Annotated in this window: 25 protein-coding genes and 3 tRNA genes; 20 read left to right on the forward strand and 8 right to left on the reverse strand. The window is 73.1% G+C overall.

The features are described from left to right. The 4 genes from AB0G35_RS17700 to AB0G35_RS17715 all read right to left on the reverse strand — a co-directional run. Positions 1-188: hypothetical protein (locus tag AB0G35_RS17700; protein WP_360949601.1), on the reverse strand; the 188-nt coding region annotated here is incomplete at its 3' end. 295 nt (positions 189-483) lie between these two features. Further along, positions 484-1143: a response regulator transcription factor gene (locus tag AB0G35_RS17705; protein ID WP_265365119.1), complete on the reverse strand. Its 660-nt coding sequence runs from the start codon at positions 1141-1143 to the stop codon at positions 484-486. Positions 1144-1496: 353 nt separating this feature from the next. Beyond that, entirely contained in the window at positions 1497-2816 is a 1320-nt protein-coding gene (locus AB0G35_RS17710) for a sensor domain-containing protein (RefSeq protein ID WP_360949604.1), read from the reverse strand. Positions 2817-3285: 469 nt separating this feature from the next. Next, positions 3286-4512 carry a sensor domain-containing protein gene (locus AB0G35_RS17715; protein ID WP_360949607.1) on the reverse strand — a complete coding sequence of 409 codons (1227 nt, stop codon included), beginning with the start codon at positions 4510-4512 and terminating at the stop codon, positions 3286-3288. Between the two features lie 412 nt (positions 4513-4924). On the opposite strand from AB0G35_RS17715, the gene AB0G35_RS17720 reads away from it, so the two are divergent. The 14 genes from AB0G35_RS17720 to AB0G35_RS17785 all read left to right on the forward strand — a co-directional run bounded on the left by AB0G35_RS17720 (position 4925) and on the right by AB0G35_RS17785 (position 20465). Further along, positions 4925-6073, forward strand: a complete 1149-nt coding sequence (locus AB0G35_RS17720) for a secretion protein snm4 (RefSeq protein ID WP_360949610.1) — start codon at positions 4925-4927, stop codon at positions 6071-6073. Positions 6074-6891: 818 nt separating this feature from the next. Beyond that, entirely contained in the window at positions 6892-8400 is a 1509-nt protein-coding gene (locus AB0G35_RS17725) for a hypothetical protein (protein ID WP_360949613.1), read from the forward strand. Between the two features lie 245 nt (positions 8401-8645). Continuing rightward, the gene (gene ndhC / locus AB0G35_RS17730) at positions 8646-9047 is read left to right on the forward strand and encodes an NADH-quinone oxidoreductase subunit A (protein ID WP_360949616.1); all 402 of its coding nucleotides are present in this window, start codon (positions 8646-8648) and stop codon (positions 9045-9047) included. Next, positions 9038-9718, forward strand: coding sequence for an NADH-quinone oxidoreductase subunit B family protein (locus AB0G35_RS17735; RefSeq protein WP_360949619.1), 681 nt, complete (start codon positions 9038-9040; stop codon positions 9716-9718). Before ndhC ends, AB0G35_RS17735 begins: the two co-directional genes overlap by 10 nt. Beyond that, entirely contained in the window at positions 9715-11058 is a 1344-nt protein-coding gene (locus tag AB0G35_RS17740) for an NADH-quinone oxidoreductase subunit C (protein ID WP_360949622.1), read from the forward strand. Before AB0G35_RS17735 ends, AB0G35_RS17740 begins: the two co-directional genes overlap by 4 nt. After that, a complete protein-coding gene (locus tag AB0G35_RS17745) occupies positions 11055-12023 on the forward strand; it encodes a complex I subunit 1 family protein (RefSeq protein ID WP_360949625.1) in 969 nt (322 codons plus the stop codon). The genes AB0G35_RS17740 and AB0G35_RS17745 overlap by 4 nt, the downstream gene beginning before the upstream one ends. After that, the gene (locus AB0G35_RS17750; protein WP_360949628.1) at positions 12020-12619 is read left to right on the forward strand and encodes an NADH-quinone oxidoreductase subunit I; all 600 of its coding nucleotides are present in this window, start codon (positions 12020-12022) and stop codon (positions 12617-12619) included. The genes AB0G35_RS17745 and AB0G35_RS17750 overlap by 4 nt, the downstream gene beginning before the upstream one ends. Then, positions 12616-13239 carry an NADH-quinone oxidoreductase subunit J gene (locus tag AB0G35_RS17755; protein ID WP_360949631.1) on the forward strand — a complete coding sequence of 208 codons (624 nt, stop codon included), beginning with the start codon at positions 12616-12618 and terminating at the stop codon, positions 13237-13239. Before AB0G35_RS17750 ends, AB0G35_RS17755 begins: the two co-directional genes overlap by 4 nt. Further along, positions 13239-13607: an NADH-quinone oxidoreductase subunit NuoK gene (gene nuoK, locus AB0G35_RS17760; RefSeq protein ID WP_360949634.1), complete on the forward strand. Its 369-nt coding sequence runs from the start codon at positions 13239-13241 to the stop codon at positions 13605-13607. The genes AB0G35_RS17755 and nuoK overlap by 1 nt, the downstream gene beginning before the upstream one ends. Further along, positions 13604-15601: an NADH-quinone oxidoreductase subunit L gene (locus AB0G35_RS17765; protein WP_360949637.1), complete on the forward strand. Its 1998-nt coding sequence runs from the start codon at positions 13604-13606 to the stop codon at positions 15599-15601. The genes nuoK and AB0G35_RS17765 overlap by 4 nt, the downstream gene beginning before the upstream one ends. A 113-nt stretch (positions 15602-15714) precedes the next feature. Further along, entirely contained in the window at positions 15715-17337 is a 1623-nt protein-coding gene (locus tag AB0G35_RS17770) for an NADH-quinone oxidoreductase subunit M (RefSeq protein WP_360949967.1), read from the forward strand. Continuing rightward, positions 17337-18866, forward strand: a complete 1530-nt coding sequence (locus AB0G35_RS17775) for an NADH-quinone oxidoreductase subunit N (protein ID WP_360949640.1) — start codon at positions 17337-17339, stop codon at positions 18864-18866. The genes AB0G35_RS17770 and AB0G35_RS17775 overlap by 1 nt, the downstream gene beginning before the upstream one ends. 206 nt (positions 18867-19072) lie before the next feature. Next, entirely contained in the window at positions 19073-19939 is an 867-nt protein-coding gene (gene htpX / locus AB0G35_RS17780; RefSeq protein ID WP_360949643.1) for a zinc metalloprotease HtpX, read from the forward strand. Between the two features lie 133 nt (positions 19940-20072). Next, positions 20073-20465, forward strand: a complete 393-nt coding sequence (locus AB0G35_RS17785) for a YccF domain-containing protein (RefSeq protein WP_360949646.1) — start codon at positions 20073-20075, stop codon at positions 20463-20465. Between the two features lie 55 nt (positions 20466-20520). Here AB0G35_RS17785 and AB0G35_RS17790 read toward each other — a convergent pair whose 3' ends face one another. After that, positions 20521-21264, reverse strand: a complete 744-nt coding sequence (locus AB0G35_RS17790; protein ID WP_360949649.1) for an antibiotic biosynthesis monooxygenase — start codon at positions 21262-21264, stop codon at positions 20521-20523. A 135-nt stretch (positions 21265-21399) separates the two neighbouring features. Then, entirely contained in the window at positions 21400-21888 is a 489-nt protein-coding gene (locus AB0G35_RS17795; RefSeq protein ID WP_360949652.1) for a YajQ family cyclic di-GMP-binding protein, read from the reverse strand. A 191-nt stretch (positions 21889-22079) separates the two neighbouring features. Here AB0G35_RS17795 and AB0G35_RS17800 point away from each other — a divergent pair. Further along, positions 22080-22161, forward strand: a tRNA-Tyr gene (locus tag AB0G35_RS17800). 103 nt (positions 22162-22264) lie between these two features. Here the strand turns inward: AB0G35_RS17800 and AB0G35_RS17805 are convergent. Then, positions 22265-22927 (reverse strand): SDR family oxidoreductase, encoded by a 663-nt coding sequence (locus tag AB0G35_RS17805; RefSeq protein ID WP_360949655.1) that lies wholly within the window; start codon positions 22925-22927, stop codon positions 22265-22267. A 99-nt stretch (positions 22928-23026) separates the two neighbouring features. Then, positions 23027-24295, reverse strand: coding sequence for an amidohydrolase family protein (locus AB0G35_RS17810; protein ID WP_360949658.1), 1269 nt, complete (start codon positions 24293-24295; stop codon positions 23027-23029). 182 nt (positions 24296-24477) lie between these two features. Here AB0G35_RS17810 and AB0G35_RS17815 point away from each other — a divergent pair. The 5 genes from AB0G35_RS17815 (at position 24478) to AB0G35_RS17835 (ending at position 25895) form a co-directional block, all read left to right on the forward strand. Further along, positions 24478-24550: transfer RNA gene (locus tag AB0G35_RS17815), tRNA-Thr, on the forward strand. Between the two features lie 46 nt (positions 24551-24596). Further along, positions 24597-24669 (forward strand) — tRNA-Met (locus tag AB0G35_RS17820). A gap of 88 nt (positions 24670-24757) precedes the next feature. Then, the gene (gene rpmG / locus AB0G35_RS17825) at positions 24758-24922 is read left to right on the forward strand and encodes a 50S ribosomal protein L33 (protein WP_006604855.1); all 165 of its coding nucleotides are present in this window, start codon (positions 24758-24760) and stop codon (positions 24920-24922) included. Between the two features lie 84 nt (positions 24923-25006). Then, a complete protein-coding gene (locus tag AB0G35_RS17830) occupies positions 25007-25459 on the forward strand; it encodes a MaoC family dehydratase N-terminal domain-containing protein (RefSeq protein ID WP_360949662.1) in 453 nt (150 codons plus the stop codon). A gap of 1 nt (position 25460) precedes the next feature. Continuing rightward, positions 25461-25895 carry a MaoC family dehydratase gene (locus AB0G35_RS17835; RefSeq protein ID WP_360949665.1) on the forward strand — a complete coding sequence of 145 codons (435 nt, stop codon included), beginning with the start codon at positions 25461-25463 and terminating at the stop codon, positions 25893-25895. Positions 25896-25936 lie beyond the last annotated feature (41 nt).

A 25936-nucleotide genomic window follows, 5' to 3' on the forward strand; every position in this document is an offset into this window, starting at 1 on the left:
GACGCCGTCTCCGATGTGAACCGGTCCCCGGTGAGCTGCATGCCGTCACCGGAGTCACCGGCGAACCGGATGATCACCCGGTCCAGGCGCCGGACTTCTTTGCCCTGGCCGTCACTGCCGGAGGAGCGCTGTCCCCCGACGAGCGCTGCGTCGGTCTGCTCGGCTGGGCTACTGACCTGGCTGGTCACTGCTTCGGACCTCCCTCTAAGGGGTGCGGCGTCCCCGCCGGAGGCAGGGCTCGGGACGTGTCGTACCGACCGGTTGTCCCATAACCATCGTACGTGGGTAAGGGTGCCCTTCCCTGGGTCGATCACATGATGGACGTCACCATGAGACACCGATCTGGTGCGTTTTGTCATGAAATCACCGCCCCCATGACCCCTTCTTCGTGACGCTCCGGACTTCGCCCCTGGTTCTCGGCCCCGCGCTCCTGTCCGGCGGTGAACACCCTGTGAACTGGACGTCTGACAGCCTGTCAGGTCCTCAGGAATTGAGGTAGGTCAGGACGGCGAGCACTCTGCGGTGATCCCCGTCACTCTGCGCCAGGCCCAGCTTCAGGAAGATGTTGCTGACGTGCTTCTCGACCGCGCCGTCACTGACCACCAGCTGACGGGCGACGGCGGAGTTCGTCCGTCCCTCGGCCATCAGCCCCAGCACCTCGCGCTCGCGCGGCGTCAGATGCGCCAGCACGTCCTGCTTGCGGCTGCGGCCCAGCAGCTGCGCCACCACCTCGGGGTCCAGGGCCGTGCCGCCGCCGGCGACCCGGACCACCGCGTCGACGAACTCCCGGACCTCGGCCACCCGGTCCTTCAGCAGATAGCCGACACCCCGGGTCGACCCGGCCAGCAGCTCCGTGGCGTACTGCTCCTCCACGTACTGCGAGAGCACCAGGACCCCCAGGTCGGGGTGGTCCCGGCGGAGCCGGATCGCGGCCCGGACGCCCTCGTCGGTGTGCGTCGGCGGCATCCGCACGTCCGCCACCACCACGTCCGGCAGCGCGCCCTCGTCCGCCAGCTCCCCGATCACCTTGATCAGCGCCTCGGCGTCCCCCACACCCGCCACGACCTCGTGCCCCCGGTCGGTCAGGAGCCGGGTCAGCCCCTCCCGGAGCAGCACCGAATCCTCGGCGATGACCACCCGCACCTTGTTCTTGTCCTCCACGGATCGGATCCCCCGTCCCCCATGCCTCGTGCGCGCATGCTGCGTCAGCGCACGCTCCGTAAGCGCATGCTTCGTACGCGCCCGTCGTGTCGGGACCCAGCATCCCAGGACCCGGACGGAGCGGAGGCGGCGGGCAGGGAGGGGCGTACGAGAGGGCGTAGGCGAGGGCGTACGCGACGGCGTACGGGAGGGCCTACGGGAGGGCGTACGAGGTGGCGGGAGGTGGCTGGCTGAGGTACGGGGCGGCCGCGGTGGGCGGGAGGTGACGGGCTGAGGTACGGGGCCTCCGAGGGCCCCCGGCAGGCGGGCGCGGGGCGGGGCGGCGCGGCCCCCGGTCAGCCGCGCCAGGGCAGCTCGGCGGTGATGTGCGTCGGGCCGCCGACCGGGGAGTCGACGACCAGCAGGCCCTCGACGGCGGCGAGGCGTTCGGCGAGGCCGGCCAGCCCGGTCCCGTCGTCCGTATGGGCGCCGCCCCGGCCGTCGTCCGTCACCAGGACCATCAGCCGGTCGCCGGTGCGCCAGACGTCCAGCGTGGCGCCGGTGGCCCGGGCGTGCTTGGAGACGTTCTGCAGCAGCTCGGAGGCGGTGAAGTACGCGATGCCCTCGATCGCCGCGGCCGGCCGGTGGTCCAGGTCCACGGTCACCGTCACCGGGACCGTGCAGCGCGCGGCCAGCGCCGACAGCGCGGGGCCCAGCCCCCGGTCGGTGAGGATCGCCGGGTGGATGCCGCGGGCCAGGTCGCGCAGCTCCTGGAGGGCGATCTTCACCTCGCCGTGCGCCTCCTCGACCATCTTCGCGGCCGCCTGCGGATCGTCCGCCAGCTTCTCCTTGGCCAGGCCCAGGTCCATCGCCAGCGACACCAGCCGGGCCTGCGCCCCGTCGTGCAGATCGCGCTCGATGCGCCGCAGATCGGCCGCCGCGGTGTCCACCACCACCCCGCGGTCCGACTCCAGCTGTGAGACCCGGGTGGCGAGGGGCGACGGCCCCAGCAGGCCCTGGACCATGACCCGGTCCACCTGGGTCAGCCCGCGGATCAGCCACGGCCCGGCCAGCACGAGCAGCAGCCCGATCCCGCTGGCCAGCCCGGCCTCCGCCGGGGTGTCCAGGTAAACGCCGTTGCCCAGGCCGTCGCCCCACAGCTGGATGCCCGGCTGCCCCAGGTACGCGGGGAAGGTCCAGCGCCACAACGGGTAGGTCAGCAGCGTCCAGCCGAGCGTCCAGAACGTGAACGAGCAGATGAAGGCGAAGATCGCCCACGGGAAGTGCAGCAGGCAGTACAGGAGGTGCCGCCAGGACACCCCGCTCTTCAGGACGGCCCCGATCCACGCCATCAGGCCCGGCTTCGCGGGCCGCACCGGCTCCGGGGCGGCGACCTCCAGCCCCAGCAGCGCCCGGGCCCGTGCCCGTTCCAGGCCGCCCAGCCCCCGGGCACCGGCCAGGCCGCCCGCCAGCACCGGGATGCCGAGGAACGTGACCAGCAGGCCGGCGCCGACCGCGATCACCCCGACCGCATAGATGAACAGCAGGCAGGCGATCGGATAGTTGAGGAAGAGGTACAGGAACTCCCGCCAGGTGCGCCCGGAGAAGGGGGCGCGCAGCGCCATGGGCACCCGGGACGGACGGGGGTGGGGCTGCGGGGGGTATGCGGTATCCATCGTCGTCTCGTCTCGTCTCGTCTCGTCGGTCGTTCTGCCTGGGCTGGGGCCTGGGCCTGGGCTGGGTCGGGGCCTGGGCCGGGGCTGGGGCCGGGAGGCCGGTCTGCCGGACGGGCGTTCTGCCGGGTGGCCGGTCTGCCGGATGGCCGTGGCCGTGGCGCGTTCCGTCGTGACCAGAGTCCGTGAGCCGCACCTCCCCGCACCATGAGGCTGCTCGCAGTCCTTTGCGGGGGTTTTCCCCACCCCGGGGCCGCGGGCCGGGACGGCCCGCTGGTCAGCGGCGATACGAGGGCCAGCGGCGGGCGTCCTCCGCTGCTCAGCGGCGCTTCGGGCGTCCGCCACCGCTCAGCGACGGACGCTTCGGGTGTCCTCCGCTGCTCAGCGGCGGGCGCTCCGGGCGTTCGCCACTGGTCAGCGGCGCTTCCCGTGTCCCTCGGTGCTCAGCGGCGCTTCCGGTGCCCTTCGGTGCTCAGCGGCGCTTCCGTCCCGCCTCTGCCCGCGCGCCGGAGCCCGGACGGGCCCGCCACGGCAGTTCCGCGGTCACCCGGGTGGGCCCGCCGGCCGGTGAGCTCAACAGGAACAGCCCGTCCACCGACCCCAGCCGCTCGGCCAGCCCGGCCAGCCCGCTGCCGCCGTCCAGTTGCGCCCCGCCCTTCCCGTCGTCCCCGACCTGGATCAGCAGCCGGTCCGCGGCCCGCCACACCTCGACGGACGCCTGCCGGGCCGCGCTGTGCTTGGAGACGTTCTGCAGCAGTTCCGACACCGTGAAGTACGCGATGCCCTCGATCGCCGGCGCGGGCCGCTCGTCCAGGTCCACCGCCACGGTCGCGGGCACCGTGCAGCGCCCGGCCAGCGACGCCAGGGCCGGCCCCAGCCCGCGGTCGGTCAGGATCGCCGGGTGGATGCCCCGCGCCAGGTCCCGCAGCTCCTGCAGCGCCAGCTTCACCTCGCCGTGCGCCTCGTCCACCATCGCCGCCACGGTCGCGTCGGCCTGACCCTCCAGCAGCTTCTCCTTCGCCAGGCCCAGCCCCATGGCGAGCGCCACCAGCCGGGCCTGCGCGCCGTCGTGGAGGTCCCGTTCGATACGCCGCAGATCGGCGGCCGCGGTATCCGTGACCGTCATCCGGTCCACCTCCAGTTCGGCGATCCGCCGCTCCAACTCGTCCGAGGGCGACAGCAGCCCGCGCACCATCGCCCGGTCCACGTTCGTCAGAGCGCGCGCCACCCAGGGCAGCACCGGCCAGCCGACGAAGAGCGAGACCAGCACGACCGCGAAGGTGAGCACCGACCACGGCAGCCGGACGAATGCGAACAGCGCGTGCCGCCAGGCGACCGGATCCTTGACGCTCGTCCACAACCACGGGAAGAACCCCTGGTCGCGCGGGCGCAGTGGGCTCGGCTCGGCGACCCGCACCCCGAGCAGCGCCCGCGCCCGGGCCCGCTCCAGCTTCCCGTACCGGCGGCACACCTTCAGGCCGAGAGCCAGCAGCGGCAGCCCGATGACGGTCACCGACAGCCCGGTCCCCAGCGTCAGCCACACCACCAGCACCACGAACGCCGCGATGCCCAGCGGCAGGTTGGCCAGCAGATGGCCGATCTCCCGCCAGGTCGCGGCGTCGAACGGCGCGCGCGGTGGCGGAGGTGACGCCTCGTCAAGGGCGTCGTCGGCGGCATGGGATCGGGAACTCTCGGTCATGTGCCCAGCCTGCCCGGCCGCGGCCCGGCGTGCCATGGGGTGACCGGGGCGGCGGCGGTGGGGTTTTCCCCACCTCGCTGCACCTCGCGCCGGACCGGACGGCGTACCGCTCCGCGCCTCGCGCAGCGGCCCTTCCCACAGCTCATCGGCGCGCCGCGGTACGCGGGCGAGTGCTCGACCCGATCAGCAACCCGATCAGCGCCCCGATCAGCAACCCGATCGGCGACCCGAGCGGCGACTCGATCAGCAACCCGATCGGTGACCCGAGCGGCAACCCGAGCGGCGCCTCGGTAATGCGGCACGTACGGGGCGTTGGTGCAGGTTGATGCCGTTCTCGTTATCCACAGCGGTGGACACGGCGCGCCGGCGGGACCTTATTGTGTGGCGATGCACAACGGGAGGGGCGAGGGCGATGGCGCGGGGCGACGACGGCCTGGTAGTGACGCCGGAATCCGCCGTACGGCAGCCGGCCGACCCGGCGTCGCACGCCACCGGCACGGTGGCCGCGCCCCTCGACGTCCGCGGCTGGGGCTGGGGCGACCGCAGTAGGACGTGGACGGCGGCGACGGCGAGCGTGCTGCTCGCGGCGGTCGCCGGGACGTGTGCGCACAGCTGGTTCGGGGACGGCTCGGCCCTGGCGGCCGGTATCGCCGCCGTCGTGGTCACGGGGGCCGGAGCGGCCGTCGGCGCGCTCACCAGGAGGGACGGGCAGCGTCCCCCGGGTACCGTACGGAGCGGGCAACAGGCCCCCGCAGCCGCCCTGTTGCTGCTCGGCGGCGCCCTCGGGGTGACCGCCGCCTGGCAGGCCGCTCCTGGTGGCGGCGCCCGGCTCGCCGCCGTCGGCCTCACCGCCGCGGCCGTGCTCGCACTCCTCGGGCTCTGCACGAGCGTGGGTCGCGCCGCCCTGGCGGGCGCCGCGTCGGTCGCGCTCGCGGTCGGCGCGTGGGAGCTGGGGCTCGCGCTGACCACCCCTGCCCGTACGGGAGTTGTGCTCGCCTTCGTCTCCGTATTGGTCCTCGGCTACCTCCCCCGGCTCGCCCTGATGACGGCCGGGCTGACCCGGCTCGACGACCAGCGGTCCGGCGGCACACCGGTCAGCCGCCACCAGGTGGGGGCCGCCCTCGGCGGCGCCCACCGGGAACTCTCCCTGGTCACGGTGGCGACGGCCGTCTCGGCAGGCGCGGGCGGGGTGCTCGCGGCGCAGACCCCCGGCCTGTGGACGGTGCTCGCGGCACTGCTGCTGAGCGTCGTCCTGTGCTCGCGGGCGCGGGCGTACCCGCTGGCGGTGGAGGTCGTCGCGCTGCTCGCGGCCGGCCTCGCCATAGCCGTCCGGCTGGTGTTGCTCTGGGCCACCGACGGCGGCGCCCCCGTGCCCGCGCTGGCCACCCTCGGAGTACTGGCGCTGCTGCCCGCCGCGCTCCTGGCGATACGGGTGCCGGAACCGCTGCGGGCCCGGCTGCGGCGGTGGCTGAACCTGGTCGAGTCGGTGAGCGTGGCGGCACTGATCCCGGTGACCCTGGAGGCCTTCGGCCTCTACGACCTGCTGCTCGGCACGTCCTGAGCCGGAGGGATCACGGCATGTCGGTTTCGGGGGCACCCATGGGCGCGCAGGGCGATGCGGGCACGGGGACGGGCGGGGGCGCGCGGGCGGGTGCGAACGCGGGGGCGGACGCAGGCCTGCGGGCGGGTGCGAACGCGGGGGCGGACGCGGGCTCGCGGGCGGATGCGGGCCTGCGGGTGGATGCGGGCACGTATCAGGAGTCGGGTGCAGGGCGGGGCGAGGGAGCTGGGGGAGCGCGGGGAGCGGGGGAGCACGGGGGCTGGACCGGATGGGACGCAGGAGGGGACGTGGACGCAGTGACGACGAGGGACGGGGCTGCCGGGGCGGGTGGCAATGCCCTTCCGGCGGCTGGGTCTGTACCAGTTGCTGAACCCGTGCCGGTTGCTGAGCCCGTGGTGGCTGCTCAGCCTGTGGCGGCTGAGCCCGTGGCGGTGGGCGAGCCCGCGCCGGCTGGCGGTCGGTTGCCGAACGCGGGACAAATCCCCTCCGGCGAACAGGAGTTGGCCGCCCTGCGGGAGTCTGGTGTCCCGAGTGCGGGGCCGATGCCCGCGCCGGCGCAACCTGCCGTAGCCCCGTCGGTACCCGCGGCGTCCCCGCAGGCGCCCACCGGTCCCCCACCGGCGCCTGCCCCCGGGCCGATGCCTGCCTCCGGGCCGATGCCGGCATCCGGGCAGGCGCCCGCCGCCGGTTCTGCGCCCGCGTCCGGGCCGACGTCCGGCTCGGGGACTGCGCCGGTGCCTGGGCCCGCGCCTGTCTCCGGGCCCGCGCCGGCGCCCGAACCGGTCCTCGCCTCCGGACCTGCGCCCGCCTCCGGCTCGATGCTGATGCAGCCGGCCGCTGCCCCTACCCCCGACCCCGGCGCCACCCCCACCACCGGCCCCGTCTACACCCCCACCCCCATCTACAGCCCCACCCCCACGTCCGCGCCCACTACGGCCCCGGCTTCGGCCCCGGACCCGGCCCCGGCCTCGGCTCCCGCGCCCGCCCCCGGGCGGTACGGCCGGTCGGCGCCCGGGCTGCCGGCGCGTACGCCGGTCTCCGTTCCGCTCCTGCCTCCGGAACTGGCCGACGGCGGGCCGCGGCCGCGCCGTGGCGACCCGCTGGCCCGCCGGGCGGGCCGTGCACTGCGCCGAGTGTTCGCCTCGTCGCCGGCCGCCGAGACGGCCGCCGTCACGCAGGCCGCCCACGCCATCCAGCAGCCGGTGACGACCGGCCGGCAGATAGCCGTGTCGAGCATCCGCGGTGGCGCCGGCAAGTCCACCGTCGCCGCCCTCCTGGCACTCACCTATGCCCACTACCGGCCCGACCCGGTGCTGGCCGTGGAGGCCGACCCGGCGCTCGGCACCCTGCCGCACCGCCTCGGCGCCCGCGAGGTGCGCTGGTCCGGTACGGACCTGGCGCAGATCGTCGATCCGTCGATGCTGATCACGGACCTGACCGGCTACCTGCTGCCGTTCGCGGGCGGTGGCTGGTTGCTGCCCGGCAGCCAGGGCGCCATCGGTGCCCGGCTGGACCTCGACACCTACCGCATCGTGATGACCTCCCTGCGCCGGCACTTCGCGGCCACGGTGGTGGACTGCGAGACGCTGCCCGCCGAAGTGGCGCGTACGGCGCTGGTGACGACGCAGGCGCGAGTGCTGGTCACGCCGGCGACCCCGGAGGGCGTGGCGGCCACCCGTGCCGTACTCAACTGGGTCGGCGGGCTGCACCCCGGTCTGCTGCCCACCACGGTCGTCGTGCTCACGCACTCCTCGCCCGACAGCGGCGTCGACGTGCGCAAGGCCGCCGACCACCTCGGTGCCGGTGGCGCGGCGGTGCTGCCGCTGCCGTACGACCGCCATCTGGCGGCCGGCGGCGCCATCCGGACCGAACTGCTCGGCGAGCGGACGCGGGAGGCGGCGGCCCGGATCGCGGCCGAGGTCATGGACCGCGCGGTGTCCCGGGACCCGATACGCCGCCAGCGCCCGGCCCCTCAGCCACACCACCCCCACAGCCCGCCGCACCCCCACAGCGCACCCCAGCCGCACGGTGTACCTCAGACGCAGCAGGTACCTCAGTCACAGGCGCAGCAGGTACCTCATCAGGTACAGGAGGCACCTCAGCCGCATCAGGCACCTCCGCCCCACGAGGCGCCGCCCGCGTACGCACCCCAGACGGCACCACCGGCCCCAGCCCCAGCCCCAACCCCAACCTCAGCCGTCCCCCCAGCCCCAACCCCAGCCGTCCCCCCAGCACCGGCCCCGGTTCCCACCTCGACTCCGGCGCCCGCCCCGCCTCCCCCCGCCCCCGACCGGCGCAGTCCCTTCGACGGCGGCCCGATCCACTGATTGGGATCTTCCGAGTCGGCAGCTTCCGAGCGGGATCCTCGTCCGCTCCGTGAGACAACTTCTGAGACAACCGGGCCCGCCGTTTACGCTGCCAGCCGCCCAGGAAGGGCGAAGTACGGACAAGCTCACCGTCGGCGACGACGCGGCTTCTCTGGGCGGGGCGACCAGGGCCTAGACTCCGGTTCGTACAGATCGCAGATCGTCGAAGTCGTTGAACAAGCGCAGTCAGGGAGCGAGGGGCGGACGTGCCGGACGCGACCGTACGCACCACCGTCGCCGCGGACTACTTCCAGGGCTACTCGGTCGTCGGGATCATCGCCGTAATCGGTGTGCTCTTCGTCGCCGTCGCCTTCGGGGCCGGGCGGCTGCTGCGGCCTGTCGTACCGACGCGCGAGAAGATGCTGACGTACGAGTGCGGCGTGGACCCGGTCGGCGAGGGCTGGGCGCACACCCAGGTCCGCTACTACGTCTACGCCTTCCTCTACGTCATCTTCGCCGTCGACTCGATCTTCCTGTTCCCCTGGGCGACGATCTTCGCCGCCCCCGGTTTCGGCGGCGTGACGCTCGTGGAGATGTTCATCTTCCTGGGCTTCCTCGCCGTCGGCCTGCTCTACGCATGGAAGAAGGGCGTCCTGGAATGGACGTGACCCCCGCCGCCAACAGCTCCGCGGCCGCGGCCGGGGGCGCAGTGCCGGAATTCCTCCCGGAGCCGCGCCGCCTGGGCACCCTGGCCCGGCTCGCGCCCGAACCGATGAAGGTGGTCCTCAACTGGGGCCGCCGCTACAGCCTGTGGGTCTTCAACTTCGGGCTGGCCTGCTGCGCTATCGAGTTCATCGCCGCTTCCATGGCGCGCCACGACTTCATCCGGCTCGGCGTGATCCCCTTCGCGCCCGGCCCGCGCCAGGCCGACCTGATGGTCGTCTCCGGCACGGTGACGGACAAGATGGCCCCGGCCGTCAAGCGCCTCTACGAGCAGATGCCCGAGCCCAAGTACGTCATCTCCTTCGGGGCCTGCTCCAACTGCGGCGGCCCCTACTGGGACTCGTACTCGGTCACCAAGGGCGTCGACCAGATCATCCCGGTCGATGTGTACGTACCGGGCTGCCCGCCGCGCCCGGAGGCGCTGCTCCAGGGCATCCTCAAGCTCCAGGAGAAGATCGCGCGCGAGTCTCTGGGGGAGCGCTACGCCAAGGGCGGCGCGCCCCGGCCCTCGGCGGCCGCCCTGCGCAGCGGCCTGGTGACGCCGCCCGCGCCGACGTCCGGGCCTGCGCCGACGTCCGGGCCCGCGCCGACGTCCACGGGGGAGGAGCCCCGATGAGCGACCAGCCCGAGCAGCAGCCCGAGCAGCAGCCTGATGAGGCCGTCGAGCCGGTCGAGCCCGCCGAGCCCGCCGAGCCGGTCGTCGGGTGGCTACCGCGGCCCGCGAGCGAGATCTTCGGTGCCGGCGCCACCGCGGAACTGGCGTACGACCTGCTGACCGTCGACGTCCCGGCGGACGGCTGGCTCACCGCGCTGACCGCCGCCCGGGACGACCTCGGCTGCCGCTACTTCGACTGGCTCAGCGCCGTCGACGAGCCCGGCACCGGCTTCCGTATCTGCGCGCACCTCGCGGACGTGGCCCGCCCGGGGCCCGTCCACCGGCTGGTCGTGCGGACCACGGTGCCGCACGACGCTGCCGCGCTGCCCACCGCCGTCGGCGTGTACGCGGGCGCGGCCTGGCACGAGCGCGAGACGCACGAGATGTTCGGCGTCGACTTCACCGGCCACCCCCACCTCGTACCGCTGCTCCTCCCGGAGGGCTTCGAGGGGCACCCGCTGCGCAAGGACTTCGTGCTGGCGGCCCGGGTGGCCAAGGCGTGGCCGGGGGCCAAGGAGCCGGGGGAGCCTGCGGCGGGGCACGGCGGGCCCAAGCGCCGGCAGATGCTGCCGCCGGGCGTTCCCGACCCGAACGAGTGGGGTCCGCTGAAGGGCCAGCTGCCGCCCGCACCGGCACGTCCGGCGCGTGGTGCGCGGGCGGCCGGCGGCGCGGCGGGCGAGCGTCCGGTACGGCGTACGCGGTCGGCGGCCGCGGGCTCGGCCAGCCAGCAGGCGGCCGAGGGCGCGTCGTCCGAGGCTCCCGCGGCCCCGGCGCCTGCCGAGCGGCCGGAGCGGCCGGCACGCCGTACCAGGTCGGCGAGCCAGGGCTCGGCCAGCCAGCAGGCGGCAGCGGCGAAGGCCGAACCCCCGGCGAAGCCCGAACCCCCGGCGAACGCCGATGCTCCGGCGCAGGCCGAAGCTCCGGCGCAGGCCGCGGCACCCAAGGCCCCGGCGGCCCCGCGCTCCTCCGACGCACCGTGGCACCACGCCCGCCCGGCCTTCGACGAGCCCCAGAAGCAGCCCAAGCCCGAGCCCAAGCCCGAGCCCGAGCCGGAGGCCAAGCCCGAGGCGACGCCCACCCCGGAGGCCAAGCCCGAACCGGAGCAGAAGCCGGAGCCCGAGGCGAAGCCCGCCCCCGAGGCGAAGCCCGCCCCCGAAACCGAGCCCGAGGCGAAGCCCGCCCCCGAGGTGAAGCCCGCCCCCGCCCCCGAGACCAAGCCGCAGACCAACGACCCCCGGGCCCCGCACGACCCCCAGGCCCCGCACGAGCCCCACGACCCGGCAGGAGGCGACACCCCATGAGCGACGCGCTCGACACCGCGCTGCGCCTCATCGCCGTCTTCGCCGTGTTCCTGGTGTTCCCGCTGGTCATCGGGCAGACCGAGCACAAGGTCATGGCCCATATGCAGGGCCGGCTCGGTCCGATGTACGCGGGCGGGTTCCACGGCTGGGCGCAGCTGGTCGCCGACGGGGTGAAGTTCGCGCAGAAGGAAGACATCGTGCCGGCCGGAGCCGACCGGCGGATCTTCCAGCTCGCCCCGGCCGTCGCCCTGCTGCCGTACCTTCTGGTCCTGGTCGCCATCCCGATAGGGCCGCACAACGCCGTCGGGCAGGTGCTGGACGCGGGGATCTTCTTCGTGCTCGCCGTCATGGGCGTCGGCGTGCTCGGCTCGCTGATGGCCGGCTGGGCCTCGGCGAACAAGTTCTCGCTGCTCGGCGCCCTGCGGACGGCCGCGCAGCTGCTCGCGTACGAGCTGCCGATGCTGCTCGCCGCGGCCTCCGTCGCGATGGCGGCCGGCACGCTCTCGCTGCCCGGCATCGTCGAGGCGTTCCACTGGTGGTGGGTGCCGTGGCAGATCGTCGGCGGCGTGGTGTTCTTCACCGCGGGCCTCGCAGAGCTGCAGCGGCCGCCGTTCGACATGCCGATCGCCGACTCGGAGATCATCTTCGGCGCGTACACCGAGTACACCGGACTGCGGTTCGCCCTCTTCCTGCTCGCCGAGTACGCGGGCATCGTCGTCCTCTGCGCGCTGACCTCGGTGCTCTTCCTGGGCGGCTGGCACGGGCCGTTCGGCGCCGACGGCCTGGGCTGGCTGTGGACGCTGCTGAAGACCGCGCTGCTCGCCTTCGGCGTCATCTGGCTGCGGGTCACCTACCCGCGGCTGCGCGAGGACCAGCTGCAAAAGCTCGCCTGGACGGTGCTCATCCCGCTCGCGCTGGCCCAGATCGCCCTCACCGGCGTCGTCAAGGTGGTGATCTCGTCATGAGCTTCCCCGGTTCCGGTCTCGCCAAGGGCCTGGCCGTCACCCTGCGGACGATGACGAAGCGTTCCGTCACCGCGCAGTACCCGGACGTCCAGCCCGAGCTCGCGCCGCGCACCCGCGGCGTCATCGGGCTGTTCGAGGAGAACTGCACGGTCTGCATGCTGTGCGCCCGTGAGTGCCCCGACTGGTGCATCTACATCGACTCCCACAAGGAGACGGTGCCGCCGGCCGCGCCCGGAGGCCGTGAGCGCAGCCGGAACGTGCTCGACCGCTTCGCCATCGACTTCGCGCTGTGCATGTACTGCGGGATCTGCATCGAGGTCTGCCCCTTCGACGCGCTCTTCTGGTCGCCGGAGTTCGAGTACGCCGAGACGGACATCCGCGACCTCACCCACGAGCGCGACAAGCTCCGCGAGTGGATGTGGACGGTGCCCGAGCCGCCGGCGCTCGACCCGGCGGCCGAGGAGCCCAAGGAGATCGCCGCCGCCCGCAAGGCCGCGGACAAACTCGCCGCCCAGCAGGCCGCCGAGGCCGCGGCGCAGGACGAGGACCGGCCCGAGAACCAGAACCGTTCGGACACCGAGGAGGAGGGGACGTGACGCTCGCCGCCACGGCCGCCGGGCACGGCTTCCTGTCGCCCACCGGCGTCGAGATCGCGTTCCTGCTCGTCGGCATCGGCACGCTCGGCGCGGCCGTCATCACCGTCACCACCCGCCAGCTGGTGCACGCCGCCCTCTGGCTGGTCGTCGCGCTCGGCGGGGTCGCGGTCGAATACCTCCTGCTCACGGCCGAGTTCATCGCCTGGGTGCAGGTGCTCATCTACGTCGGTTCCGTGGTCGTCCTGCTGCTCTTCGGACTGATGCTGACCAAGGCACCCATCGGGCGCTCCCCGGACGCCGATTCCGGCAACCGCTGGGCCGCGCTCGCGGTCGCGCTCGCCGCGGCCGCCGCCCTGGTCTGGGTCGTCGTCGACGCCTTCCGCACCACCTGGATCGACTTCGGAGGGGCCGTCCAGGGCTCCACCGAGGCCTCTGGCCGCAGCCTCTTCCAGTACTGGGTGCTGCCCTTCGAGGCGCTGTCCGTGCTGCTGCTCGCCGCGCTCGTCGGGGCGATCGTGCTGTCCCGCAGGAGCGGTGAGGGCCGGGCCCCGGCGGCCGCCCTCAAGGACGGCGCGGCCCGCGCCACCACAGCCCCCGCCCCACGAGAGGAGCAGCGCTGATGCATCTCGCCTACCCGGCCGTCCTCGCCGTCCTCCTCTTCTGCACCGGTCTGTACGGCGTGCTCGCCCGCCGCAACGCGATCCTGGTGCTGATGTCCGTCGAGCTGATGCTCAACGCCGTCAACCTCAACCTCGTCGCCTTCGACGTCTGGCTGCGCGACACCCTGCACGCCGGCCAGGCGCTCACCCTCTTCACCATCGCCATCGCCGCCGCCGAGATCGGCATCGGCCTGGCGATCGTGCTGCTCGTCTACCGCAACCGCGGCAGCTCCGACATCGACCGGCTCCGTGACCTCGCCGAGCGGCCGGACGGCGCCGACGCCGACGGGACCCCGCAGCCGGACACCCAGGCGGAGGCCACCGCGTGACCCTCACGACCACCGCCGTTCTCGTTCCCCTCCTGCCCTTCCTCGGGGCCGTCGCCGGCCTCCTCCTGGGGCGGCGCGCGCCCGGTTTCGTACGGCCGCTGGCCGTGCTGCCGACGCTCGTCGCGGCCGCACTGACCATCGCGGTCGCCGTCGGCCAGGGCGGCGGCCCGGCCACCGACGTCGCCACCCGGCTCACCCCGACCGGGTCGATCCCGATCGATCTGGCGCTGCACATCGACGGCTTCGCCGCGCTGATCGCCGTGGTCGTCGGCGTCGTGGCGAGCTGTGTGCAGATCTACTCCACCGGCTATCTGCGCGACGACCCGCGCTACCCCTCCTACGCCGCGCTGGTCTCGCTCTTCACCGCCGCGATGCTGCTGGTCGTCTACACCGGCGACCTGATGGTGCTGCTGGTCGGCTGGGAAGTCATGGGCATCTGCTCGTACTTCCTCGTCGGCCACTACTGGGAGACCGAGACCGCCCGGTCCGCCTCCCTCAAGGCCTTCCTGGTCACCAAGCTCGGCGACGTCCCCTTCCTCTTCGGCATCTTCGCGCTGGCCGCCGACACCGGCACCTTCCGGATCACCGGCATCCTCGGCTCGGTCGCCAACCGCGGCCTGGACCACCCGACGCTGATCGCGCTGCTGCTGCTGGCCGGCGTCGCGGGCAAGTCCGCGCAGTTCCCGCTGCACACCTGGCTCCCGGACGCGATGGCCGGCCCGACGCCGGTCTCCGCGCTGATCCACGCCGCGACGATGGTGGCGGCCGGCATCTACGTCGTGGCCCGGCTCCTCCCGGTCTTCGCGGCCTCCGCGGCCGCACTGGTCGTGATGGCCGTGATCGCCGCGATCACCATGGTCGGCTCCGGCCTCGCCGCGCTGGCCCAGGACGACATCAAGCGGGTGCTGGCCTATTCGACGGTCGGCCAGCTCGGCTACATGCTGGGCGCGCTCGCCGTCGGCGACCGCGGCGCCGCCGTCTTCCACCTCCTGTCGCACGGTGCGTTCAAGGCCCTCCTCTTCCTCGGTGCGGGCGTGATCATCCACGCCGCGGGCACCAACTCGCTCGCCGCCATGTCCCGGATGAGCGGCCTGTCCCGGCGCATCCCGGACGCCTTCTGGACCGTGACCGTCGGGCTGCTCGCGCTCGCCGCGATCCCGCCGTTCGCCGGCTTCTTCTCCAAGGAAGCCGTCCTCGGCGCCGCCGAGCACGCCGCCACCGGTGCCGCCCCCGGCATCCCCGGCGCGGCCGGCTGGACCGTCCTGGTCTCCGGCCTGCTCACCGCCCTCCTCACCGCGGCCTACGCCGCCCGCCTGTGGCTGCTCGCCTTCAAGGGCCGGGGCGTCGAGGTCCCCGACCACGGGCCGCAGCCGGTCGTCATGAACGCCGTCCTGTGGGTGCTCTTCGTCCCCACCGTCGCACTGGGCCTTTCCGCCCCCCTCCTGCCCGACTGGTTCGACGGGCGCTCGCTCGCTCCGACCCTGACCACCTCCGTCCTCGGCACCGGTATCGCCGTCGTCGGCGGCCTGGTCACCTACGCCACCTGGCGCCACACCACCGCCCTCGCCGCCCGCACCCCCATCGGCGCGGTCGTCGTCGACCCGGACGCGGCCCCCGGGCTCGCCGAGGAGACGGCCATCGCCACCCACGCCCCGGTCTACGGCGACAACGCCGCCGCCGCGGACCCGGCCGACCCGGGCCGCCTCCTCCTCGGCCCGCTGCACCGCCACGCGGCCGTCGGCTTCCACCTGGACGCCGTCTACTCCACGCTGTTCGTCCGGCCCGTACGCGCCGCCGCCACGCTCGTCCGCTTCCTGGACCGCGAGGTCGTCGACACCTACGTCCGCGGTGCGGGCACCGCCCCGCGCTGGCTGGGCGCCGCCGTCCGCCGCGCCCAGACCGGGAACGTGCAGACCTACCTCGGTGCGCTGCTGGCCGGCTCGCTCGTCCTGGCCATTGCCGCCGTCCTCGTCGCCACGGGCACGGGAGCCTGACCGTGCTGCCATCCCCCGGGGGCCGACCCCCGCACCCCCAGCCGACAGCCCTCGTGGTCTGCCTCGCCGGAGCCGAACCCTTGAGGAGGGCCTGACCCGTGAATCACACCGCCATGCAGTTCCTCCTCGTGGGCGTCGTCGTCCTCCCCCTCCTCGGCTCGCTCGCCGCGCTGCTGCCGGCGCCGCCCGGCCTGAAGGGCAAGAACCCCGACCAGGCCGTACTGCGCCACGGCGTGACCGTCACCGGCGTCGTGCTCGCCGCCACCGTCGCCCTGGCCGCCGGCTTCGACCACGCTCAGCCGGCGCGTATGCAGGCCACCACCGACATCAGCTGGATCCCGGCGCTCGGCATCCGTATCCATCTCGGCGTCGACGGCATCTCGCTCCCCCTCGTCGTCATGACCGCGCTGCTGACCTTCCTCTGCGCGCTCTACTCCTACTTCCACATGCCAACGGGCCCGTCTCCCAAGGCATTTGTGGCCCTGCTGCTCGTCCTGGAGGCCGGCACCCTCGCCACCTTCGCCGTCCTGGACCTGATGCTCTTCTTCCTCGCCTTCGAGATGGTCCTCATCCCGATGTACTTCCTCATCGCCCGCTGGGGCGGTGCGGGGAAGCAGGCGGCGGCGTGGAAGTTCATCCTCTACACGCTGCTCGGCTCCGTCGTGATGCTGCTCGGCCTCCTCCTGATCGGCGTGAAATCCGGCACGTTCGACATGGTCGCACTCGCCACTGACAACGGCCCGAAAGCCCAGCTCAGCCACACGGTCCAGCTCCTCGCGGTGCTCGCGATCGGCATCGGACTGGCCGTCAAGTCCCCGATGTGGCCGCTGCACAGCTGGCTGCCCGACGCGCACACCGCCGCCCCCACCGTCGGCTCGGTGCTGCTGGCCGGCGTCCTGCTGAAGATGGGCACCTACGGCTTCGTACGGATCGCGCTGCCCATCACCCCCGAGGGCATGCACACCTACGCGCCCTACCTCGCCGCGTTCGCCGCCGTCGGCATCATCTACGGCTCGCTCGCCTGCCTCGCCCTCGTCCGCAAGGGCGGCAAGGGCGACCTCAAGCGCCTGATCGCCTACAGCTCCGTCGGCCACATGGGCTTCGTCCTGCTCGGCATCGCCAGCATGACCCCCACCGGCGTCAACGGCGCCCTGTTCGCCAACATCGCGCACGGCCTGATCACCGGCCTGCTCTTCTTCCTCGTCGGCGCCCTCAAGGACCGCACCGGCACCACCGATCTCGACGCCCTGGCAGGCAGCACCGGCGCCGCCCTCTACGGCAAGGCCCCCCGCTTCGGCGGCCTGCTCGCCTTCGGGGCGGTCGCCTCGCTCGGCCTGCCCGGACTGGCCGGCTTCTGGGGCGAGATGCTCGCCATGTTCGGAGCCTTCCGGCCCGCCGCGGGCCTGAGCCGCCCGGCCTTCCTGACGTTCATGGTGCTGGCCGGCCTCGGCACCCTGCTGACCGCCGCCTACCTGCTCCTCGTCGTCCGCCGGGTCTGCATGGGCGGCACCCCGCACCTCGCCCCCACCGCCCCGCTCGGCGGCGCCGACGGCGACCCGGAGCGCCCCGCGGCGGGCACCTCCGCTCCCGCCCCGGCCCTCCCCGACCTCGCGCGCTACGAGTACGCGGCCTGGTCCCCGCTGGCCGCCCTCACCGTCCTCGCCGGACTCTGGCCCGCGGCCCTCCTCGGCCTCACCGACCCGGCCGTCCAGCAGCTCCTCGGAGGCGGTAAGTGATGAGCTCGATCACCTCTCTGGTCCAGTCCGTCGACTGGGTCGCCGTCGCCCCGCCCACGATCACCGCGGTCGTCGCCCTGGGGGTGCTGGTCGCCGACCTGTTCGTGCCGGCGGCCCGCAAGCCGCTGCTGGGCTGGGCCGCCACCGCGGGCCTCGTACTGGCCGCGCTGTCGCTGCTGCCCCTCCTGGGCGGCGACCGCCGCACGTTCTGCCTCCCCGGGCACCCGGACGTGTGCAGCTACGTCGCCGACCCGTTCGCCCTGGTCATCCAGTTCCTGGTGCTCGGCGGCGCGCTGCTGACCGCCCTGCTGTCCCTCGACACCATCAAGGACCACGACCTGCCCGCCGGCGAGTACTGGTTCCTGCTGCTGTCCTCGGCCGCCGGCGCCGCCCTGCTGCCCGCCTCCCGGGACCTGGCCACCCTCGTCATCGCCCTGGAGGTCGCCTCCCTGCCGGCCTTCGCTCTCGTGGGCCTGCGCCGCGGCGACCGGCTCTCCTCCGAGGCGGCGCTGAAATTCTTCCTCTCCTCGGTGGCCGCCACCGCCGTGATGCTGCTCGGCGTGAGCTTCGTGTACGCGGCCACCCGCAGCCTCTACCTCTCCCGGGTGGCGCACGCCCTCACCGACCTCCCGGACGCCCGCCTCGCCACCCTGGCGAGCGCCGGCGTCGCGCTCACCCTGGTCGGCTTCGCCTTCAAGACGGCGGCCGCCCCGTTCCACTTCTGGGTGCCCGACACCTACGTCGGCGCGCCGCTGCCGATCGCCGGCTACCTCTCCGTGGTCGGCAAGGCCGTCGGCTTCTCCGGCCTGATCCTCGTCACCGTCCAGGGCTTCCCCGCGTACGCCGACGTCTGGGGCCCGGCGCTGGCCGTACTCGCCGCGCTCACCATGACCGTCGGCAACGTCGCCGCCCTGCGCCAGGACCCCCGCCGGGAGCACAGCGCGGTCCGGCTGCTCGCCTGGTCGTCGGTCGGCCAGGCCGGCTACCTCCTGGTGCCGCTGGCGGCCGCGGGCTACACCCACCGCCCGGCGCACGCCATCGGCGCCACCGTCGCCTACGCCCTGATGTACGCGGCCGTGAACCTCGGCGCGTTCGCCGTCGCCGCCCTGGTGGCCCGTACGCGCCCCGCCAACCGCATCACCGACTACCGGGGCCTGTACGCCCGCCGGCCCCTCGTGGCGCTCGCCATGGGCTTCTTCCTGCTCTGCCTGGCGGGCCTGCCCCCGGGCGTCATCGGCCTGTTCGCCAAGGTCACGGTCTTTTCCGCGGCCGTCGACGCCGGGCTGGCCTGGCTCGCCGTGCTCATGGCCGTCAACGTCGTGATCGCGCTCTACTACTACCTGCAGTGGACCGCGGTGCTCTTCCGGGGCACCGAGGAGCCCGCGGCCGCACCGGCCGGGCCCCGGCCGCCCGCTCCCCGGATCCCGGCCCCGCTGGCCACCGCCATCGCCCTCGCCGCCGTCGTGGGCGTCGCCCTCTCCGGCGCGCCCCAGCTCGTCCTGCGCTTCGCCTCCGGCGCCCTGCTCTGACGGGCCTGGGAGGGCCCTGGGCCACCCTCACGGCGGTACGGCGGCGGACGGCCCACGGGCGGGTCCCCGCCGCCAGCCCCGGGCGCGGTCCCCGAGCAGCGGGAACCCGGCCCGTTCATCTCGCGTTGACACGTGCGTAAGGGTCCACTGGAGAGTGGAGCAACGCAGCACAGGGTTCCCCTGCCGCACCGCTTGGAGGGCGTACCGTGCACCGCCGGCACAACGGGCTCAGAACCGCCGTACTCCTCGGGGGACTGTCCGCACTCATCATCCTCATCGGCAGTTTCTTCGGGCGTACGGGCCTGATCGTCGCCGTCCTCGTCGCCCTGGCGACCAACGCCTACGCGTACTGGAACAGCGACAAGCTCGCCCTGCGCGCCATGCGGGCCCGCCCGGTGAGCGAGTTCGAGGCGCCGCAGCTCTACCGCATGGTCCGTGAGCTCTCGACGGCCGCCCGCCAGCCCATGCCGCGGCTCTACATCTCCCCGACCCAGGCGCCGAACGCCTTCGCCACCGGCCGCAACCCGCGCAACGCCGCGGTCTGCTGCACGGACGGCATCCTCCGGCTCCTCGACGAGCGCGAGCTGCGCGGCGTCATCGGCCATGAGCTCAGCCACGTCTACAACCGCGACATCCTCATCTCGTCCGTCGCGGGCGCGCTGGCCTCGGTCGTGCTGTTCCTGGTCAACTTCGCCTGGCTGATCCCCATAGGCCGCTCCGAGGACGACGAGGGCCCGGGCCTGCTGGGCATGCTGCTGATCGCCGTCCTCGGCCCGATCGCGGCCTCGCTCATCCAGCTGGCCGTCAGCCGTTCCCGCGAGTACCAGGCCGACGCCTCGGGCGCCCAGCTCACCGGCGATCCGCTCGCCCTGGCCTCCGCCCTGCGCAAGCTGGAGATCGGCACCCAGCAACTGCCGCTCCCGCCCGAGCCGCGGCTGGAGACCGCCGGCCACATGATGATCGCCAACCCGTTCCGGGCCGGCGAGGGCATGTCCAAGCTGTTCTCCACCCACCCCCCGATGCGCGAACGCATCGCCCGTCTGGAGCAGATGGCCGGCCACCAGCGCCCCTGAGGCCCGCCGACGCCCGCCGACACCGCTGGCCGACCCCCGGCCACCGGCGCATCATGAACGCAACGCTCCACCGGCCCCGGTGCGTCTAGCACGGCAGTTACCCGTTCGCCGTGCCCGTGGAAGGCTGCCGATCATGAAGCTCATCCTCAACGTCCTCTGGCTGATCCTCAGCGGCTTCTGGCTGGCGCTCGGCTACGTCCTCGCGGGCATCATCTGCTGCATCCTGATCATCACGATCCCCTTCGGCATTGCCAGCTTCCGCATCGCCGGCTACGCCCTGTGGCCCTTCGGCCGGACGACCGTCGTCCGGCACGACGCCGGCGCCGGCTCCGCCATCGGCAACGTCATCTGGATCATCTTCGCGGGCTGGTGGCTGGCCCTGGGCCACATCGTCACCGGCCTCGCCCTGTGCGTGACGATCATCGGCATCCCGTTCGGCATCGCCAACTTCAAGATGATCCCGATCTCCCTGCTGCCGCTCGGCCGCGAGATCGTCCCCACGGACCAGCCGTTCGCGACCCGCTGACACACCGGCGTACGTACGGGCGTACGGGCCTGCGGGCGCGCCCCGGGTCCGGTGGTCATTCCCGCACCAGCCCCCGCGGCCCCACGTACCTCCGGAAGCCGAGCGGTTCCACCCCGTCCAGGCCCCCGATGAAGGCCATCACCGGCCCGCCGCGCTGCAGGCTCCCGGCGATCTCCCGCTCGTGGGCCTCGGCGGTCGTCCACTCGCTGTAGTTGACGACCCGGGTGCCGTCCTCGCCGATGTGGAAGTGCGAGGCGATCCCGCCCTCGCCGGGCTGGACGCCGCCGATCAGGTCCAGCAGCCCGTCGACCAGCTCCCGGGCCGCATCGTGCCCCGACGTACGGAAGGCGACGCGCACGATGCAGCCCGGGGCCGCAGGCTCGCCCTGGGGCAGCAGGCTGCGGTGGAGCCGGTAGCGGGCGGGGACGGGGGTTCCGACGTCACCCACGGAGGCCAGCACGTCCGCGATCCGCTCCCGCAGCCCGGTGCCCTCGCCGCGCAGGAACTCGTCGTGCGCCGCATCGCTCGTCCACTGCGCGTAATCGAGCACGCTGCGCCCGTCCGTCCCCGCGAACAGCACCCGCGACAGGAAGCCCGCCGGCAGCGGCGTCTCCTGCCACGCCCGGGCCACACCGTCCAGGACGGCCCGCTGCCCCTCCGGGCTCCCGGCGTCCCACTCGCTGATCAGGACGGTCCCCGCGTCGTCCCGCCTGACCTGCGGAAACACATCGGTGCGCCAACCCGCGCGGGGACCGGTGACCAGGCTGTTGCCGCTCTGCGCGCTCTCCTGAGAAGTCATGCAGGGAGCCTGCAATCTCAACCGGACTTGAGGTCAAGAGCGGTCGAAGCCGCCACGGAGGCGGCCCGGAACGCGGTGGGGCGGCACACCCATGGCGTGCCGCCCCATCCCGCAAGCCGAAGCCGTGCCTACCGGCTACCGGTAGTTCACGAACTGGATGGCGAAGTCCAGGTCCTTGCCCTTCAGCAGCTGCTGCACCGCCTGCAGGTCGTCCCGGCTCTTCGAGCTGACCCGCAGCTCGTCGCCCTGCACCTGCGCCTTGACGCCCTTCGGGCCCTCGTCGCGGATGATCTTGGCGACCTTCTTGGCGTTCTCCTGCGAGATCCCCTCCTCGATGGAGGCGAAGATCTTGTACTCCTTGCCCGAGGGCTGCGGCTCACCGGCGTCCAGCGCCTTCAGCGAAATCCCGCGCTTGACCAGCTTGGACTGGAAGATGTCGAGCACGGCCTTGACCCGCTCCTCGGCGTTGGCCCGCATCTCGATCTTCTCGCCCGACCATGCGATCGAGGCGCCGACGCCCTTGAAGTCGTAGCGCGTCGAGATCTCCTTGGCGGCCTGGTTGAGGGCGTTGTCGACCTCCTGCCGCTCTACCTTCGAGACGATGTCGAAACTGGAGTCGGCCATGTTGAGTTGGCTCCTCGTGCGTAGATCCATCAGGGGCTGCGGACCGTCCCCGGACCGCTTGCCAAGCCTAGCCACCCCACCAAGATCCAGCGCTCGCGAATCGAGTGGCGAACCACCCCCAGCCATCGGGTATGGTTTACGTCGTTGCCACGGAGCACCGCCGAAAAGCGGCTCTCCCGGCAGCGAACCCCGGCGGTGTGCCCGAGCGGCCAAAGGGAGCAGACTGTAAATCTGCCGGCTCAGCCTTCCCAGGTTCGAATCCTGGCGCCGCCACAGTGAGGAAACCCCTCCACTGCGACTCAGCAGTGGAGGGGTTTTCTCGTGCTCGGGGAGCTCTTGCGGGCGCCCCCGCCGCCCCTCAGTGCGCCGCCCCCATTCAGTGCGCCGCCACCGTCCCCACCGCCTCCGCCACCGGCACATCGCCGCCGATCAGCTCCAGGGTGCGGCCGACGGTGCGGGGCTCGTCGAGGAGTTCCACCAAGGTGGCCGCCACGTCGTCGCGGGTGATCTCGCCGCGCCCGGTGGCGTCGGCCAGGGTGACCAGGCCGGTGCCGGGGTCGTCGGTCAGGCGGCCCGGGCGCAGGATCGTCCAGTCCAGACCGGCCCGGGACCGTACGTCGGCGTCCGCGGCGCCCTTGGCCCGCAGGTACGCGGCGAAGACCGGGTCGGTGCCCTCCGGGGGCTCGCGGTCGGCGCCCATCGACGAGATGACCAGGAAGCGGCGCACGCCCGCCGCCTCGGCCGCGTCCGCGAAGAGCAACGCCGCGCCGCGGTCCACCGTGTCCTTGCGGTCGGCGCCGCTGCCCGGCCCCGCACCGGCCGCGAAGACGGCCGCGTCGGCGCCTTCCAGGTGCCGGGCGACATCCTCGACCGACGCCGACTCCAGGTCGCAGACCACCGGTTCGGCGCCCGCGGCCAGCAGATCGCCGGCCTGCTCCGGCCGGCGGATGATGCCCGCGACCTCGTCCCCGCGCTTGGCGAGCAGCCGCTCCAGCCGCAGCGCGATCTGACCATGTCCACCTGCGATGACAATGCGCATGGTGCCGACCGTACGCCGAAGGGCCGCCGCGGCGCGGGGGACCGGCCGGGGGAACGAACGCTTCTCACCGCCTTCTCACCGGGCCCGGCCGGCCCGGCGTCAGCGCTGCGACTGCCGGGGAAGCTCCAGCGCCACCTCGGCCGCCGAGTCGCAGTACTCGCGCACCGCACTCGTACGGGCCACCACCCGCCCCCGGTGGATCACGATCCGGCTGTACGCCAACGAGAGCACCCCCGCGATCCGCTCGCCGCGCACCGCCAGCAACTCCGCCGGGAAGCCCGCCTCGACCCGCACCTCGGGCAGCCCGAGGGTCGTCCGCGCCGCCGAACTCACCGTCTCGTACGCCGCCTCCGGCGTGGCCTCCCCGAGGGACGCCAGGAGGTACGCGGCCTCCAACGGGTCCCCGCGCCCCACCGGGTTCGCCACGTCCCGCAGCGCCCCGCTGCCGGCCGCCACCCGCACCCCGGCCGCCCGCAGCAGCCGCACCGGCGCCGGCCGCGACACCCGCGAGCCGTACCGCTCCAGGCCGGTGCAGTCGCCCTGCGGCAGGCAGACCACCGCAACATCGGCGGCCGCCAGCTGCTCGGCGACCCGCGAGGCCACGGTGCGCGGCATCCGGGCCATCCCGGCGCACGGGCCCAGCGCCACCCCGGACCGCAGCCCGCCGGACATCGCCGCGAACCGGGCCAGCCGGGCCGGGTCGTCACCGTCCGTGTGCAGGTCCACCGGGCAGCCGTGCTCCCCGGCCAGTTCCAGGACCGTCTCGACGTACCCGGCCGGATCAGGGTCCAGGTCCGGGCAGCCGCCGATCACCGACGCGCCCATCTTGACGGCGTCCCGGAGCATCGCCAGCCCGTCGGCCCCGGCGAGCCCGGTCAGCACCCGTGGCACCGCCACCGCCGCCAGGTCCGCCAGCCCGCGCAGCGACCGGCGGGCCTGCAGCACCGCCTCCAGCGAGCGCAGCCCCTGTACGTCGCCGATCCTGACGTGGCTCCGGGACGCGGTGGCCCCGTGTCCCAGCTGGAGCAGCGCGGCCTCCGTGGTGCGCCGTTGGACGTCCTCGGGGGAGCCGGAGGCCGGGCCGTCGGAGTCCGCCGTCAGGGCGGTGTCGCAGTGCGCGTGCGGTTCGGCGGGGGCGGGCAGCAGCAGATAGCCGGCCAGGTCGACGCGGGCCCCCTGGGGAGCGAGGCTGCCGGCCGTTCCCACGGCCTCGATGCGTCCGCCGCCGAGCCGTACGTCCACGGTGCGGCCGTCGGCGAGCCGGGCACCGCACAGGACCAGCGCGCCACCGTCCGACCTGGTGTACCGGCCGGGTCCGCCGGGCTTTCCCGGCTGGGGGTGCGGCTGCGGCGAACTGCTGTCGGACATCGCGCTCCTCGAAGCCACGGGCGTGCAAGATCACGCAGCGTTGCCCCGAGCGTAGGGCGCCGCCGGGGGAGCTTCGAGCAGGCGCGAAATAGTCGTACCGGTGTGGTGCGCGGGGCCGTTGGGGCGCGGAGCGGATACGGATTTCACGTTTGGCGGCGGGCCGTGTAATGTCTTCATCGCTCGCCCCAATAGCTCAGTCGGCAGAGCGTCTCCATGGTAAGGAGAAGGTCTACGGTTCGATTCCGTATTGGGGCTCTGATGTGTGAGGTACCCGCCTTCGGGCGGGGACCACTCGCATCGCAGCGGTGTAGCTCAGTCGGTAGAGCAAGCGGCTCATAATCGCTGTGTCACCGGTTCAAGTCCGGTCACCGCTACTGACAGTAGCCGATTGTGGGGTCGGTCCTTCGATCGGCTACTCTTTTCTGCGTTCATCCGTCCATCCGTCCGTCAAGGAGCACTCACGTGGCTGCCACCGACGTCCGCCCGAAGATCACGCTGGCCTGCGTGGAGTGCAAGGAGCGGAACTACATCACCAAGAAGAACCGGCGCAACGACCCGGACCGTCTTGAGATGAAGAAGCACTGCCCGCGCTGCAACTCGCACACCGCGCACCGCGAGACGCGATAACACAGGCTCGTCCGTGAGGCCGTCCCCATTCCTGGGGGCGGCCTCACGGCGTTAGCACCATCAGTACACGGAGGTTGCGAGCCCATGGCGCTCGACCAGTCTTTTGTCGGACGCACGTACCCGCCCACCGACCCCTACGAGGTCGGCCGGGAAAAGATCCGCGAATTCGCCGAGGCGATCGGGGACCCCAACCCCGCCTACACCGACGCGGATGCCGCCAAGGCGCTCGGGTATCCCGATGTGATCGCACCGCCGACTTTTGTGTTCGCGATCACTTTCAAGGCCGCGGGGCAGGTTATCGAGGACCCGCAACTGGGCCTGGATTACAGCCGGGTGGTGCACGGCGACCAGAAGTTCGCCTACACCCGGCCGGTGCGCAGCGGTGACCGGCTGGCCGTCACCTCCACCATCGAGGCGATCAAGACCATGGCGGGCAACGACATCATCGACATCCGCGGCGAGGTGCACGACGAGGCGGGCGCACACGTCGTGACCGCCTTCACCAAGCTGGTGGCCCGTCGCGCCGAGGAGGCCTGAGATGACCGCGAAGATCTCTTACGACGACGTCGAGGTCGGCACCGAACTCCCGGCGCAGACCTTCCCCGTGGACCGCGCCACACTCGTCCGCTACGCGGGCGCCTCCGGCGACTTCAACCCGATCCACTGGAACGAGAAGTTCGCCAAGGAGGTCGGCCTGCCCGACGTCATCGCCCACGGCATGTTCACCATGGCCGAGGCGATCCGGGTGGTCACCGACTGGGCCGGCGACCCCGGCGCGGTCGCCGAATACGGCGTGCGCTTCACGAAGCCCGTGATCGTCCCCAACGACGACCAGGGCGCGCTGATCGAGGTCAGCGCCAAGGTCGCGGCCAAGCTCGACGACGACGCCCGCACGGTCCGGGTCGACCTCACCGCGATGAGCGCGGGCCAGAAGGTGCTGGGCATGTCCCGCGCGGTCGTCCGCCTGGCCTGAGCACCGCCGACGACGGAGCCGGGGGCGGCCGGACAGGGTTG

This window comes from Streptomyces sp. NPDC021749, assembly GCF_040640655.1.
Lineage (GTDB): Bacteria > Actinomycetota > Actinomycetes > Streptomycetales > Streptomycetaceae > Streptomyces.